This is a genomic window from Bifidobacterium rousetti (genome assembly GCF_008698235.1).
GTDB classification, from domain to species: Bacteria; Actinomycetota; Actinomycetes; order Actinomycetales; family Bifidobacteriaceae; genus Bifidobacterium; species Bifidobacterium rousetti.
The window spans coordinates 1-15,620 of sequence record NZ_PEBH01000006.1 but is presented as its reverse complement, the minus strand read 5'-3'; the positions used below and the strand labels follow the sequence as shown (position 1 = coordinate 15,620).

8 protein-coding genes are annotated in these 15,620 nt (G+C 65.5%); 7 read left to right on the top strand and 1 reads right to left on the bottom strand.

Annotated features, from left to right (window positions below; genetic code table 11):
• Positions 1–168: 168 nt before the first annotated feature.
• From CSQ85_RS07220 to CSQ85_RS13560, 6 genes are all read left to right on the top strand, one after another.
• Positions 169–873: an ABC transporter ATP-binding protein gene (locus tag CSQ85_RS07220; RefSeq protein ID WP_150383504.1), complete on the top strand. Its 705-nt coding sequence runs from the start codon at positions 169–171 to the stop codon at positions 871–873.
• A gap of 12 nt (positions 874–885) precedes the next feature.
• Positions 886–3,864 (top strand): FtsX-like permease family protein, encoded by a 2,979-nt coding sequence (locus CSQ85_RS07215; protein WP_150383503.1) that lies wholly within the window; start codon positions 886–888, stop codon positions 3,862–3,864.
• A 511-nt stretch (positions 3,865–4,375) separates the two neighbouring features.
• Positions 4,376–5,890 carry an amino acid permease gene (locus CSQ85_RS07210; protein WP_150383502.1) on the top strand — a complete coding sequence of 505 codons (1,515 nt, stop codon included), beginning with the start codon at positions 4,376–4,378 and terminating at the stop codon, positions 5,888–5,890.
• Between the two features lie 707 nt (positions 5,891–6,597).
• Positions 6,598–9,372 carry a SpaA isopeptide-forming pilin-related protein gene (locus CSQ85_RS07205; RefSeq protein WP_190972944.1) on the top strand — a complete coding sequence of 925 codons (2,775 nt, stop codon included), beginning with the start codon at positions 6,598–6,600 and terminating at the stop codon, positions 9,370–9,372.
• 119 nt (positions 9,373–9,491) lie between these two features.
• A complete protein-coding gene (locus CSQ85_RS07200) occupies positions 9,492–11,678 on the top strand; it encodes an isopeptide-forming domain-containing fimbrial protein (RefSeq protein ID WP_150383500.1) in 2,187 nt (728 codons plus the stop codon).
• Positions 11,679–11,972: 294 nt separating this feature from the next.
• Positions 11,973–13,280, top strand: a complete 1,308-nt coding sequence (locus CSQ85_RS13560) for a sortase (RefSeq protein WP_150383499.1) — start codon at positions 11,973–11,975, stop codon at positions 13,278–13,280.
• A gap of 566 nt (positions 13,281–13,846) precedes the next feature.
• Here the strand turns inward: CSQ85_RS13560 and CSQ85_RS13065 are convergent.
• Positions 13,847–13,987 carry a hypothetical protein gene (locus CSQ85_RS13065; RefSeq protein ID WP_181281922.1) on the bottom strand — a complete coding sequence of 47 codons (141 nt, stop codon included), beginning with the start codon at positions 13,985–13,987 and terminating at the stop codon, positions 13,847–13,849.
• Positions 13,988–14,671: 684 nt separating this feature from the next.
• Between CSQ85_RS13065 and CSQ85_RS07185 the strand changes: the two genes are divergently transcribed.
• Positions 14,672–15,571: an aldo/keto reductase gene (locus CSQ85_RS07185; RefSeq protein ID WP_223846910.1), complete on the top strand. Its 900-nt coding sequence runs from the start codon at positions 14,672–14,674 to the stop codon at positions 15,569–15,571.
• The last annotated feature ends 49 nt before the right edge of the window (positions 15,572–15,620 follow it).

Sequence of the window (15,620 nt, the reverse complement as noted above, 5' to 3'; positions counted from 1 at the left end):
ACATGGGACGCATGTGGCGACAATCCTACGCAGCCCGACATTTATCGAATCGACTGTTGGTTGTGGAACCGACACGGTGTTGTTTTACTTGATGATAACATTCATCAACTTCGAAGGCCGGGCCGTGCGTATATGGGCGGACGGGTGTTTGCAGCGGGGGTGAGCGACATGGCGTACATCGAATTCGACAATGTGGTCAAGGAGTATCCGACGGGCGGCGGCAGGCCGATCCGGGCGCTCGACGGCGCGAGCTTCACCGCCGACCGGGGCGAGCTGACCGTGATCCTCGGCCAGTCGGGCGCGGGCAAGACCACGGCCCTGAACATCCTGGGCGGCATGGACACCGCGACCTCCGGGCGCGTGGTCGTCGGCGGTCGCGACATCACGGACTTGAGGAAGCGCGACCTCATCACCTACCGGCGCAACGACATCGGCTTCGTGTTCCAGTTCTACAACCTCGTACCCAACCTGACCGCGCTCGAGAACGTCGAACTGGCGAGTCAGATCTGTCCGGATCATTTCGATCCGGCCGAGACGCTGCGCAAGGTCGGGCTGGGGGAGCGCCTCGACAACTTCCCGGCGCAGCTGTCCGGCGGCGAACAGCAGCGCGTGTCGATCGCCCGCGCGATCGCGAAGAAGCCGAAGCTGCTGCTGTGCGACGAACCGACCGGCGCGCTCGACTACGAGACTGGCAAGGAGGTCCTGACCCTGCTGCAGGACATCTGCCGCGAGGAGGGGATGACCGTGATGATCATCACCCACAACTCCGCGCTCGCTCCGATGGCGCACAAGGTGATCCACTTCCGTTCCGGCCGCGTGACCGCCGCCGAGGTCAACGAGCATCCGACGCCCATCGCCGACATCGAGTGGTGAGGGAGGCGTGTGATGACCGGACGTGCGTTCGTCAAGGACATGCTGCGGTGCTGGCTTCGATCGTGGAAACGCTTCGCGTCGATCGCCCTGATCTCGCTGCTCGGCGTGGCCGTGCTGACCGGCATCTACGCGGGATGCCGCGACATGTTCCTCGGCGCCGACCGGTTCTACGACGCGCAGGGTCTGCGCGACATCCAGGTGGTCTCCACGCTCGGATTGACGTCCGACGACGTCGACGCCCTGCGTGCGGTCGACGGGGTCGAGACCGTACAGGGCGTGCGCAGCCAGTCCGTCAAGGTGCCGATCGACGGCGCCGAAAAAACCGTGACGATCAACGAGATCGCGGGCGGGGGCGCGGCCGGGGGCGCGGGCGCCGGTTCGGGCGATGCCGACACCGCGCTCGACCGCCCGTATCTCGAATCCGGACGCATGCCCACGAAGGCCGGCGAGGTCGCCGTCACCCGCAAGTTCCTCAAGGACAGCGGCTACAACATCGGCGACAAACTCACCGTCACCCCGGTCGGCACGGCCGCGGAATCCACGGGATCAACCGATGACTCGGCCGATTCCGCCGACGCATCGCCCTCGTTCCCTACCCAGCTCACCATCACCGGGCAGGTCCTCGACCTCGCGGACCTGAGCAACCCCGACGGCATCAGCAGCGAGGCGTTCCGCAACAACGCCGCCTCCGACTACGCGTTCTTCGCGCCCTCCGACGGCGTGACCGGCGACGTCTACACCTCGATCAGCATCGCCGTGGCCGGCGCCAAGGCCGAGGACACGTTCTCCGACCGCTACGATCGGACAGTCAGAGCCGTCGCCGACCGCATCACGACGCAAATTCAGTCGCAACGCCAGAAGGCCCGCCGCCAACAGCTCATCGACGAGGCCCAGCAAAAGATCGACGACGCCCGAGCCGAGGCGACCCGGAAATTCGCCGACGCGCAAGCGCAACTGGACCAGCAACGTGCGCAATTCAACCAGCAGGTTGATGCGATAGCGGCCCAAAGTGCGCGATCCGCGGGGTCGCTTGCGCAGGGAGGTCAAGTATCCAGCGACCAAGCGCGTCAGGCCATCATCGCCAAAAGCCCGGAATTGCAACGATCCCAGACACAGCTGGATCAGGGGCAAACCGACCTTGACCGCCAGAAAGCTGAGACCACCGCGCAACTGGACGAGGAAAGTGCGCAAGTGCCCGACAAGATCGCACAGGCGCGCTGGTATGTGAGCACGCGCTCCGCGATCGGCGGGTTCAGCCAGCTCAAATCCGACGTGAGCTCGATCGAGTCGATCGGCCGCGCGTTTCCGGTCGTGTTCCTGACCGTCGCCGTGCTCATGAGCCTCACCGCGATGACGCGCATGGTCGAGGAGGAACGCGGCCTGATCGGCACATACGTCGGCCTCGGCTATGGTCCGGCCGCGATCGCCGCCCGCTACGTGCTGTTCGCCGCGCTCGCCTGCCTGATCGGCGGCGGACTGGGCCTCGTCGCCGGGTTTGTCGGGATTCCCGCGTTCCTGCTCGTCGTGCTGAACGGCCTGTACACGGTTCCCGGCGTGCGCATCGAATACGACTGGGTGTACGGTTCGGCCGGCATCGCCCTGTTCGTCGTCGGCATCGTCGTCGCGACCGTCGTCGCGTGTGCGGGCGAGTTGCGGCAGACGCCTGCCGCGCTGATGCGCCCGAAAGCGCCGAAGGCGGGCACGCGCGTCCTGCTCGAGCGCGTACGCCCGGTGTGGCGTCGCATGGGATTCCTCAACAAGGTGACCGTGCGCAACATCATGCGGTTCAAATCGCGTCTGATCATGACGGTCGGCGGCGTGGCCGGCTGCACCGCGCTTATCGTGTGCGGATTTGCGATCAACGACAGCGTCGACGCGATCCCCGCGCGCCAGTATCAGGACATCTACCGCTACGACCTGATGGTCGTCACCGATCACGACGATCTCGCCGCCGTCGAACAGCGTCTGCGCGACGACGGCAAACTCGACGGCGAGGCGACGCCCGCCCGCATCGACAACGGCGAGATGACGAACGCCGACGACGAATCGACCACAGTCCAGCTCGTCGCCGTGCCGTCCGCCGCCGATCTGCGCGCGATCGCCGATTTGCGCGTCGTATCCGACGGCACGATGAACGCCTACCGCACCGGTGACGAGGTCAGGCTGTCCGATGCCGGCGATTCTGGTGCCTCGTCCGACTCCGCCCCGACCTTCACCGGTTCCGGCGTGATCGTCTCACGGTCCGCCGCCGCGTCGCTCGGCGTCAAGGCCGGCGACGAGATCACCCTGCGCAACGGCGATTCCGAACGCGCCAAGGCCCGCGTCCACGCCGTCAGCGAATCCGTGATCGGCTCCGATCTCTACCTGACCACGTCCTACTACCGGCAGCTGTTCGGCGCGGATGACGATGACAACGACGACGCCGATGCAGGCACGGTCTCCGACGGCGTCGAACTGAACGCGCTCTACGCCAATCTGCAAGGTATTGACGACGAACAGATCGACTACGCCGCCAAGCTCGACCGCGACGCGAAGGTGCTGAGCGCCGTCAGCAACGCCAAGCTCGAACGCAGTTTCGAGTTCAAGCTCATGGCCGCGGTCGTCGCCCTGATCGTCGGGCTCGCGGGCGGACTCGCGCTGGTCGTGCTGTTCACACTCGCCAATACCAACGTGTCCGAACGCGTGCGCGAGATGGCGACGCTCAAGGTCCTGGGCTTCTACGACCGCGAGGTGCACACGTACGTGAACAAGGAGATGCTGATCCTGACGCTCGCCGGCATCGCGGTCGGACTGCCGCTCGGACGATGGGTCGGAGGCCTCCTCACCGCCGCCCTTAACATGCCCGGCATGTACTTCGAGGTCCATGTGCGTCCCGTCAGCTATCTGATCGCCGCCGCAGTGACCCTCGCCTTCGCCCTCCTGGTCCAGCTCTTCACCAACCCGGTCCTGGACCGCATCGACCCCGCGGTCTCACTGAAAAGCATCGAATAGCGTAGTGAGTAGTGCCGGGGGGTGCCGGGGCCGGAGGACAGGCCGGTTTGTCGTGCCGGACACGCTCAAGGCCGCTCGGCCAAGCCTACGGTCCGGCACGACAAACCGCCCTGCCCTCCTCGTCGGCGCAAACGTTACGTAAGAAGCGGAATCACGCGGAATTGCATGGAAATATACGCTGAAACGTAACGGAACGCTGAAACGGAGCGTGGGGGCGGCGGTCCGCTGTTGCGGACCGTAAAGACTTGGCCAGAGCGGCCCGGAGCGTGTCGGTAATAGCGGACCGCCGCCCCCACGCGGTCCACGCTGGGAACATCCTTTCCGCCAAAAACGAAAGTTCAATTTTGGGCCACAAGACGGAGCATGGCAAATTGAACTCATCTGTGCAAAGTTCACAGAGACGTTACATGATAATTGAACCGAATGAACTTTTCCGTCCCGCCCGGTGCTACAGTTTGAACCTGCATTTGAACACGCGAATCGAAGCGAAGTGAGGAGTGAGGGCAGCGGTATGAGCGATGCGAACACGAGGTCAGTCGAAGCGGCCACCGCGACCCTGAAGTCCGTCGAGAGTCTCGACGAGAACAACGAGATGGACCGCGGCCTCAACAACCGCCACGTCCAGTTCATCGCGATCGGCGGCACGATCGGCACCGGCCTGTTCCTCGGCTCCGGCAAGTCGATCGCCCTGACCGGTCCGAGCATCGTGTTCGTGTACATCGGCGTGGGCCTTGTCATGTTCATGCTGATGCGCGCGATCGGCGAGATGATGTACCGCGATCCGAGCCAGCACACGTTCATCAACTTCATCACGCGCTACCTCGGCAACGGCTGGGGCAAGTTCGCCGGATGGTCGTACTGGATCGTGCTCGTGCTCATCGGCATGACCGAGATCACGGCCGTCTCCACGTATTTCATCACGTTCTTCAACACGTTCGACATCGACCTGAGCGCGTGGAAATGGTTGATCGAACTGGCGTTCCTCGTGGTGCTGGCCACGATCAACCTGATCGCCGTGAAGGCGTTCGGCGAGGCCGAGTTCTGGTTCTCGATGATCAAGATCACGCTGATCTGCGCGATGATCGTGACCGCCGTGGTCATGGTCGTGATCGGCTACCACTACGGTTCCGTGCAGATCGCCGGCCAGAGCGCGCCGTCGCCCGCCGGCCACGCGGGCCTCGACAACCTGTTCTCGAACTTCTCGATCGCGCCGAACGGCTGGCTCGCGTTCCTGATGAGCTTCCAGATGGTGTTCTTCGCGTATGAGGCGATCGAGTTCGTCGGCGTGACCGTGTCCGAGACGCAGAACCCGCGCAAGGTGCTGCCGAAGGCGATCAACGAGATCATCATGCGCATCCTGATCTTCTACGTGGGTGCGCTGGTGGCGATCATGTGCATCGTGCCGTGGACCACGTTCAAGCCGAACAAGGACGGCTCGTTCGCGTCGCCGTTCATCATGGTGTTCCAGTACGCGGGATTGAACTGGGCGTCGGCGCTGGTGTTCTTCGTGGTGATCACGGCCGCGTCGTCGTCGTTGAACTCGCTGCTGTACTCGGCCGGCCGTCACCTCTACCAGCTGGCGATCGAGTCGGAGTCGCCGGTGTTCCAGAAGATCGGCGTCGTCTCGAAGCGCCGCGTGCCGGCCCGCGCGATCCTCGTGTCGGCCGCGCTGGTGCTGTTGTCGCCGGTGATCAACGCGTTCCCGCAGGTGTCGAGCGCGTTCGTGCTGTTCTCGTCCGCCTCGTCCGCGGTGATCATCTTCATCTACATCCTGACGATGGTCGCGCACCAGCGGTACCGCCGTTCCGCCGATTTCATCCCCGACGGCTTCGTGATGCCGGCGTACAAGGTGACGAACACGATCGCGATCATCTTCTTCGTGTTCATCTACGTGACGCTGTTCCTTGCGTCCGACACGATCGGCTCCGCGGTCGCCGGTCTGGTGTGGCTGGCCGTGTTCGGCGGCTACTGCCTGCTGCACGACCGCTTCCAGAACCGCGACCTCAAGGCCGCGTTGGGTCGCTGATCCGCGCACACGTCCGCGTATACGATGTGCGAGGCACATTCAGCCTTGCGATGTATGAAGGAATTGTGAATGTGCTGTTGCGGCGGCGTTCGTGCCGGGTGTGTCGTGGTCGCGTTGCGCGTGTAGAGGCATGTGAACGGGCGGGCCGTTAGCTGCCGCGTGTGATTTCGGGTGATTCCGGCTCGATCCGCACGGTGATCGCGACGTGGCCGTCGTGTGACTGTGCCTCGACTCAGCCGTGATGTCCACCGTGATTGTGGCGGAATGACGCGAGTTTCCGGCCGTTCGGTTATCAGGCGCCAGCTGATCGAGCATCACCCTGATCGCTCTTCCGGTCGTCTGCCGTTCCTCGCTTGAGTCGTCATTTCGTCGTCACTCGGCGGGTTTCCGATCTTCTTCGATTCGACGGATTCGACGGATTCCGCCGCGAATCGCCCTTGTCGCGCTGTCGTCTTGACGTGGGACCGTTCGATCAGCGGCCCACGCACGAGTCGATGTCGATTCGCGAGCGGGGCCGCTTCGCTTGAACGCCGGTACGGGTTCGGGGGAAACGGTAATTTCCAAGGGAAGGACGTGCGATGAGGCACGAATGGCGTAATCGGCGGCCGGGTGGTCGTCGCGACGGGAATCGCGGTGATGGATCGGGTGATTCGACGCGGCCGACATGGACGAAACGGGCTTTACGCCGACGAAGGATGTGGGCGTGCATGACGGTCGGCGCGATGCTGCTGGGAGTGGCGGCGCCGGCATCGGCGTTCGCCTCCGCGACGGCCGCATCGGGACTGGTGTCGGCTGCGGCTGCGGCTGCGAACGGGAGCGGGGCCGCGGGGGCGGATGCGACGTTGACGACGATCGTCTCCGAGGCGCCGTCGACCACCACGCTGCCGGACGGGATCACTTGGGGCGACGTGCGCGAGTACATCGACGGGCATTTCACCGGCTCGAAGGTGTTCGCCGACGCCGTCTATCAGGCGATCCGCGATTCCGGTCAGGACTTCACGGACCCGAGACTGGTGGCCGACGGCAAGCTCGTCGAGTCCGCGGCGGACGTGATCTCGGTGTTCGGCATCCACAGCCCCGAACACACGACGATCACGATCAGCAAGCCGCTGGAGGACGGCGCGGTGCTGACCGGCGTCACGCTGCTCAACCAGGTGGGGCACCTGAGGATCGAGGACGTCGGCAATCACAAGGGGTTTGCGTTCATCGAGGACGCGTTCGACCCGACGATCGACGGGGTCTCGTCGGACCGGCATCCGGGCGGTCCCGCGATCGACATCGGGCCGATCGACCTGACCGTGCTGCCGAAGAACCCGTACACGTACAACCTGACCAAGGCTCGCAGCGGGCAGCATACGTTCAACACGCATGCCTACAGCGATCTGACGGTCGACGTGGTGCGCAAGCCCGGCGGCGAGGACATGACGGTCGAGATCGACACGACGCTCACCGGCCGCGGCATGTCGGTCGACCTCGGCAGTGTCGTCGGGGATGATGGTGGCGAGGCCGAGGTCGATGGCTCGAAGGAAGCCGCGAAAGTGATTCGCCCGACCGGAATCACGACGACGTTCAACGAGCGGTTTGGAACCCAGGAACAGCCCACCGACCGGGTCTCAGCCAAGGGCAACGTCATCACGATGTCGATTCCGAGTTGCGGGGTGGACGGGGATTATCAGGATCTGGTGAAGTTCAACCTGCTCTATAAACAATTTGGTGGTGTGGTTCCACAAGAACAATCCATCGACCACGCCTACCGCACCAATATCTCCTACCTCAACACCGTGCAGGTTACCGGCCAGCCGCTCGTCCTCGGCGACATCAAGGCGCGCAAGGTCGACGCGGCGAGTGGCGAGCCGTTGCCGTTCGCGCATTTCGCCCTCTACACGGACAAGGCCGGCAAGCACGTCGCGCAGCAGGCGGTCGTGAGCCTCGGCGGTGAGGTCCAGCGCGACGAATCCGGCGAGATCATGATGCAGGACGTCGAGGTGGAGAGCACCGGCGATGACGGCATCATCCACTTCGAATACCTCAAACCGGGCGACTACTACCTGAAGGAGCTCGCCCCTCCCACCGGCTACGGCTTGGTCGAACCGATCAAGGTCACGGTCAAGGGCGCCGAAACCGAGTCTGGGGAGTCGCCCGCCGGCCTCGTGATCGGCGGCGGTCAGGGCAGCGAGATCGAAACGCTCAAGGAGCGCAACACCGCGCGTGCCGACGACTTCAAAAGCGCGTCGAACTGGCTCGGCGCGATCGACAACATCACGATGACGTCCGACTACGCCACCGCGCGCGTGGACGACGGCGTCTACATCATGAACGCTGGCAAGCCGATCACGCTCGCCGAGCCCGATCTCGGTCAGTCGGGACTCACACCGCTGGGCGCGGGCGGGTACACGGTCGCGTTCGGCGCGGGCAAGTCGGCCGGTGGCAAGTCGGCCGAATCCCCGGAATCGCAACGTTTCGAGACGCTCGCCGAGGCGCAGGACGCGATCAACGCGATGATTAAGGGGCGTCAGCTCACCTGCGCGAACGTGGCGATCACGGTCGACGCCGGCGGCAACGTCTACCATCGCGCGGCCACGGACGCCGACATTATGACGGTCGCGGACAAGCCGCTGCCGGTGCACCTGCGCGCCGCCGCGGGCAAGATCCTCACAGGCGGGGAGAAGCTGGAGAGCGACCGGTTCCGGTTCACGATCGACGGCGCCGACGGCCGCGGGGCCGTGCACGAAACGGTCGGGGTCAAGGCGCCCGCGGACGATTGGTCGTTCATCGGCTATGACGGCATCGCCGACTTCAGCCCGCTGACCTTCAGCGAGCCCGGCGAATACGAGTTCACGATCACCGAGGAGATCGACAGGTCCGACACCTCCGTCGCCTACAACCCCGAAGGCGTCTCCTACAAGATCTGGATCGACGTCAAGGAGGACTGGCTCGGCCGCTTCACGATAGACGGCGAGGAAGCGAACCCGTCGGACGATGGGGAATCGGGCGATGGGACGGCGGATGACGACTTGACGGGTGACGAATCGTCCGGCGGAGATCGATCGCCGGGTGACGGGTCTGTGGACGGGCAGTCATCTGGCGGGCAAGAATCATCTGACGCCACCGCTCCGGATGCAGACGACTCCGCCCCGGACTCCTATACCCACTGGCATCGGGGACTGGTGGCGATGATGTACTCCGCGAAGGTGACGACCGGCAAGGACGGCAAACCGGTGGTCGGCGAGCGCGAGTTCCTCGGCAAGGTCACCGGCCAGGACACGAACGTGGAGATCAAGGACGAGGAGGGCAGGACCACCGGGTTCACGCCGAATCCGCGACTGATCGGCAGCGCCGCGGACTTCACCTTCACCAACGTCGTGAAGGACACCGCCCTGCCCCGCACCGGTTCGTCCGGTCTGCTGGCCGTCTCGGCGGCCGGTCTCCTCCTGCTGCTCGCCGGCGCGCTGGTCGTCACCCGCGAATCCCGTCGCCACTGATCGGCTATTCGGCTCCCCTTGTCAGACGAGCTGGCCCGCGAAGCGGGACTGAGGGGTAGTCAAATTCATTAATGAATTTGCGGTGCGAAACACCAAACACACATACGAAAGGAACAATGATGTTCAACCATTCACACACATCGCATGCGTCGCATACGACGTCACGTCCGTCGCATGCACCCACGCGCGTGATGCGCGCCGCGGCGGTGACGGCGATGACCCTCGGTCTCGTCGCGGGTCTGATGATGCCGTCGCTGGCGCTGGCGGCGGCCGACGACGCGATCTCCGGCACGCCGCTCGCCAAGGACTCGACCGCCGAACTGGTCGTGCGCGGCGTCGAGGCCGATTCCGCCAGCGTCGCGTACCGGGTCATCGAGATGACCCTCGACGCGGACGGCACGTCGCCCGGCGCGCCGCCGTACGTCTGGGCCGAGCCGGTGCGCGAGTTCGTGCGCGCGTACGACGCCGAGCACAACGTCGATTTCATCGTCGATGATTCGGGCGATGCGGGGGTTTCGGACGATGCCGCGCTCGCCGGCGCGGTCGGCGACGCCTACGCCGGACTGCCATCCGATGACGACGGTGATCCCGCCAATGCCACGGCCGGTCAGATCGCCGACTTCGCGGACAAGCTTGCCGATTTTGTCGGCGGATCGGCCGGAAGCGGAGGCGGTGGCGGTACGGGCGGTGCATCGCTCGAATCGTACGTCGGCGTGACCGCCGGAGGTGACACGTCCGGCGATGGCTCCAGCGGCGAGGGTGGCGACAACGCCGCAACCGCTTCCGCCACGTTCGCGGCCCTCCCGCTCGGCGGGTATCTCGTGCTGACGACCGGCGGCCGGTACATCTACCGCCCGGTGATCGCGAACCTTGCGCCGCGGTATCGCGCGTCCGACCGGCAGTGGGTCGTCGCCGACCGGTTCGAGGCGCACACGAAACGCGACGTGCCGTCCGTCGACAAGTCGATCAACGAGGATCGCGACGACGGTCACGTGACCGGCAAAGGCATGAACGGCGCCGGATCCGACGCCGTCGCGGTCGGCGACAGCGTGACCTTCGACCTGCGCGCCGACGTGCCGGTCTTCCCGAACAACGCGACCCACCGCGACTTCACCATCGCCGACACACTCTCGCCGGGGCTCACGCTCGAGGCGGACACGCTCGAGGTGTTCGGCGTCGGCGGTTCCGGTGGGGCCGGCGGGGGCGGCGGAGACGCCGAGACCCGGCTCGCCGCCGACCGGTACACGCTCACCTTGGGCGGCGGGCAGCCTGCGAAACCCGACGATGCGTCGTCCTTCTCCTTCCGACTCGATTTCGGCGGCACGCACTACGACGGCATCCGCGGCTACCGCGCGATCCACATCCGCTACCGTGCGACCGTGAACAGCGGCGTCGCGATCGGCCCGGACGGCAATCCGAACACCGTGACGCTGGAGTACTCCAACAACCCGTACCACGATGCGTCGCACAGGACCGAGCACGACCGCGTGATCGCCTACTCGTACGGCCTCGAGATCCTCAAAACCGGCGGTGACGGCAAGCCGCTCGCCGGAGCGGTCTTCGCCCTCGGCGGCGACGTGGACGCGGTCGTCGGCGATTCCAGTCAGGCCGATGCCGCGGCCGTTGCTGCGGTGGGGCCGCGTGGCGGAGACGAATCGATTACCGACGAGTCTGGTTCCGGAACGACTGGAACGGCCGGAGCGAACGCCGCGGCCGATGAGCCGGTGAACGGTTCGTATGAGGGCGTCGTGCCGGTCGGCGACGGAACAGCCGGTGGTGAGGTGGCCGGAGATGCCGGTGTGGCCGGAACCGGCCGCTACCGTCTTCCGTACCGCGACGCGACGGGCACAATCGTGGCGGAGGACAGAGCGCGACTGACCCGTGACCTCGCCGTATCGGCCGACGGCGAGCTATGGATCGACGGCCTGCGCCCCGGAACCTATACGCTGACCGAAACGAAGGCGCCTGACGGCTACTCGCCGCTCGGCAAGCCGATCAGCTTCACAATCACCGACGTCGCCGTCGGCGGTCCGGGCGATGGCCCGGCGAGTGGCGGTGACGTCGGTGGCGGCGGTTCAGACGGCGGCGGTGAGCAGCCGGGCGGCGGCACCGGCGGCAAAACGGGCGTCGAACTCACCGGCAACGTCGTCGGCCAGAAGACAGTCGGCTACGCCTACGGCCAGATCAAGAACCACCGCAGCTGGCTACCGCAGACCGGCAGCACCGGCGTGATCGTCCTCAGCGCAGCCGGTGCCCTCATGGTCCTCGGCGGTCTCGTCCTGGCCTTCCGCCGTCGGCGCAGTTAGTGTCTCGCGTCAGCAATTCGTTGATCTCTCCTCGGTTCCCTGTCAGGACGTTGCCGTGAAGCAGGTCTGAGGGGTAGTCGATTCATCAATGAATTGGCGTCGCAGAATACCAGTGTTCGAGCTTGCTCGGGCGATGCGAGTTGCCTGGAGATTCCGTCAGACGGCTGGAGACAGTCTCTCTTCGTTTGGCCGATAACGTGCAGTATCGGCCAAACGGGAGGGGATGACCGGCTCGCCGGGATGGACCGCCCGCCGGCCGGGACAGGATGAACTTCCCGCAAGGAGGTGAACGGCATGGGACGCGGACGACATGCACGGCTTGCATCAGGGGCGGCTCCGAGGCCAGGTGCGGGCGCCGCTTCAGGAGGTCGCGTACGTCGCGCATGTACTTCGGCTCTCGCTGCGATCCTCGTCGTCGCGGGGCTCGGGCTGTGCGCGTACCCGGCGATCGCCGAACGAATCGCCTCGCGCGGTCACGCGGAGGTGATCGCCGGATACGAACGCACCGTCGATTCGATCGACGATACCGAGCGCGAGACCATGCTCGCCGAAGCGCGCCGCCACAACGCTGCACTCGCCGGCCTGCCGTATTCCGGTGATCCCGGCTCCGGGGCGTCCGTCACCGGTCCCGATATGTCCTCCGGCCTCCCCAAGGCTCCGAATCCGCATGCGCCCGCCGGTTCCGATAATTCCTCCGGTTCCTCCGGCACGAGTCCGCCCCTCACCCCTTACGCCGACCTGCTCAACCCGAACGGCGACGGGGTGATGGGCGTCCTCGCCATCCCGCAGATCGATCTCCGACTGCCGATTCGCCACGGTGTCGGAGACGACGCGCTCGCCAAAGGCGTCGGTCACATGCCCGACAGTGCGCTGCCGATCGGCGGTGACGGCAATCACAGCGTGCTGGCGGGGCATCGCGGACTGCCATCGGCCGAACTGTTCACGCGACTCGACGAACTCGCGCGCGGCGACGTGTTCACCGTCACCGTGCTCGGCGACACTCACGCCTACCGCGTGACCGACATCCGCGTGGTCGCGCCGGACGAGTTGGGTGTTGCGAGGGAGCCGGATTCAGTGAGTTTTACGGATACGGCGGATAAGTCGGGCATGGAGAACCCGGCGGAAGGGACTGGCCCGATGAAAGGGTCGGATTCGGCGGGCCGGGCGGATGGAGGGAATGCGGCGGAGTGGGCCGGCGTGGCGGAAGAAACGGTCCCTATGAACGTGGACGTCCCAACTGGGGGAACTGCCGTGTCGGTAACCGACCGTCGCGACATCCTCGCGGCGCAGCCCGGACGCGACCTCGTCACGCTCGTCACCTGCACGCCGTACGGCGTCAACACGCATCGCCTGCTCGTCACCGGCGAGCGCGCACCCGATCTCGAACGCACCGGCGATCCGGCGACCGTGTCGCGTTCGCTTGCGACCATCCGCATCCCCACCTCGCCGGACGCGTGGTTCCGTTCCGGCTGGGCGGCCGCGCTCGCCGCCGTGTTCGTGGTCGTTGCGCTTGCGGCGGCAGCGATGTGTCGTGCATTCCGTGTGTCCCGCGCATTCCGTTCGTCTCGCTCCGGCAGTCATCGCGCGGTGACATACCCATGAAGTGGTGTACCGCCCATCGCACGGTGACGGGAAATGGCGGAATTCCGCCAATCTGTAAAAACGGCTCACCGCTTCATGGGCAAAACACTGCGCGATGGGTGCGTCGACCGCGCGACGGGGCACGGGGGATACAGCACACGCGGCAACAAAAAAGCGGCCTCACGGTCGCCTTCATGCCTGATTGACCCTGACTGCGCAATGGTGTTCGGCCGCGCGATGTTTCAATCGCGTCCGGTCGCTTAGTCGGTCACATAGTCAGTAATGGTCACTCGGTGATTCAGTGTTCAGTTGTGTCTGCGATTGCGTCAACCCATGTCCTCGCCGTCGTGCGGCTGCAAAGCATATGTCGTGCCGGTCGTGTCGTCAGTCTTCCGCGATGTTCCGCTCTTGTGTGGTCGTCATCCTCTTCGACATGTATCGTTATCGTCCCTGAATCACCCACGTGCTTCGGGCGACTCACCTGTGATCGTTGATTCCGCTCTGTGATCCGCGGCGCCCATGTACATAGCGCATACGCCGACGCGACAGGCAGCGACGCGTGCGTATGCGTTCACGCGCGCAGCTGGTCAGGCGCGGGCCGGACGTGTGGCGGGCGTCGCGTACTGCAGCGCGCCGTGGACGAGCGCGGCCGTGAAGTGCATGCCGCACATGCCGGCCTCTTCCGCCTGATGAGTGCATCCTGCTATGCAGCAAACGTTCCGTTCCATCTTTCTTCCCCCCTTCATTGGGACCCCTTGCAGGGCTTCTGTGCCTTACAAGGCCCCACTATAGCTTCGGGGTGCCCCCTATGCCAATATATGGACAGCTTCTCATATCTTTTGTGGCGTAGATCACAGGAAACGCCGTATGTCGAACCGGTTTGACTGTATTTCCTACGCGCTACCGCGTGTCTTGAGCGTTTCTTGTGCCGGCGTCGCATATCGTGGGCTGCCGCGTCGCGGGCGTGCGGTCTCGTCGTGGATTGTACGGTCGCGTGCCCGGGGTGGGGATGTTGTGTGACGTCGTGGGGTACGGTGGCGTACCGTGTGGTTGTGCGTCATGCGGGTCGCGCGTCGAGTCATCGTTGTGCCTGTGGCGAGGCGGTTTCGAGGTGGGGGACGTGCGATGATGGAGCCATGGGTAACGAGGATCGGATGGTGTGCGCGTCGGGCGCGGAGCGTGACACGGCTGCGGAAGACGTGTCGCGAGTCATGGGCGCGGCCCGTCCGGGCATGACGGATGGGGTGGATGTGGCGGCGCATGTGGCGGATGCGGTGGATATGACGGGCGCGGCGGATGTGACGGATGCAGCAGGTGCGGAGAGGCCGGCCGTCGGCGCGGAGGGCATCGCGCCTTCGACGCGCTTCGCCAATGTCGTCGATTTCGCCGGGCATCGCATCCCGCGACTCGGCATGGGCACGATGGCGCTGTCGATCGAGGGGCGGCCGGATCGTGACACCGCGATCAAGACGATCCATGCGGCGCTCGACGCCGGCGTGCGATACCTCGACACCGCGTGGTCGTACTACCTGCCGAGCGCGCCCGGCGAGGACGGCACCGGCGTCGCGGCCGATTTCGGATACGGCGAGATGATGGTGCGCGACGCGATCGCGAGCTGGGACGGCCCGCGCGACGAGGTGCTCGTCGCCACGAAGACCGGGTATCGCAGGACGATCGATGTTTCCGGCGACTCCAGTGACTCCAGTGACTCCCGCCAGCGGTTGCAGGCGGCCGGCAGCCGGTACGGGTGGATGGCCGACTCCCGCCCCGAGACGATGATCCGCGATGCGAAGGAGTCCGCGCGCCGGCTCGGCGTCGACGCGCTCGACCTGCTGTACTCGCACGGCCCCGACCCGGCCGTGCCGTACGAGGACCAGGTCGGCGCGCTGAAGACCCTGCTCGACGAGGGCGTGATCCGCTACGCCGGCATCTCGCGTGTCGACAACGCGCAGATCGACGTCGCCCGCGCGATCCTCGGGACCGGACTGATCGCCGTGCAGAACCAGTTCTCGCCATCCCACCCCGATCCGGAGTCGACGATGGCGCACTGCGCCGAACTCGGCCTCGACTTCGTCTGCTGGTCGCCGCTCGGCGGGTTCCTCGACCCGTTCGACATGCACGCCTACGACCCGTTCCGTGCGGTCGCGGCGGCGCGTGGCGTCTCGTATCAGCGCGTCGTGCTCGCGTGGGAGCTGACGCGCTACGGCCGGCTGTTCACGATCCCGAGCGCGCGCAATCCGCATGAGATCCGTGATTCGTTCGCCGCGATCGACCTGCGTCTGACCGACGAGGAGCTGGCGATCCTGGGGTAGACGGCCCGTCGCCTTGTATCGCCCTCGCGCCTCTTGACCTCGCCCCCCC

What these genes read in the sequence shown, in the direction of transcription:
- CSQ85_RS07220 (WP_150383504.1), top strand. Translation starts at nt 169, where the DNA reads ATGGCGTACATCGAATTCGACAATGTGGTCAAGGAGTATCCGACGGGC.
- CSQ85_RS07210 (WP_150383502.1), top strand. Translation starts at nt 4,376, where the DNA reads ATGAGCGATGCGAACACGAGGTCAGTCGAAGCGGCCACCGCGACCCTG.
- CSQ85_RS07185 (WP_223846910.1), top strand. Translation starts at nt 14,672, where the DNA reads ATGGGCACGATGGCGCTGTCGATCGAGGGGCGGCCGGATCGTGACACC.
- CSQ85_RS13560 (WP_150383499.1), top strand. Translation starts at nt 11,973, where the DNA reads ATGGGACGCGGACGACATGCACGGCTTGCATCAGGGGCGGCTCCGAGG.
- CSQ85_RS07205 (WP_190972944.1), top strand. Translation starts at nt 6,598, where the DNA reads ATGACGGTCGGCGCGATGCTGCTGGGAGTGGCGGCGCCGGCATCGGCG.
- CSQ85_RS07200 (WP_150383500.1), top strand. Translation starts at nt 9,492, where the DNA reads ATGTTCAACCATTCACACACATCGCATGCGTCGCATACGACGTCACGT.
- CSQ85_RS13065 (WP_181281922.1), bottom strand. Translation starts at nt 13,987, where the DNA reads ATGGAACGGAACGTTTGCTGCATAGCAGGATGCACTCATCAGGCGGAA.
- CSQ85_RS07215 (WP_150383503.1), top strand. Translation starts at nt 886, where the DNA reads ATGACCGGACGTGCGTTCGTCAAGGACATGCTGCGGTGCTGGCTTCGA.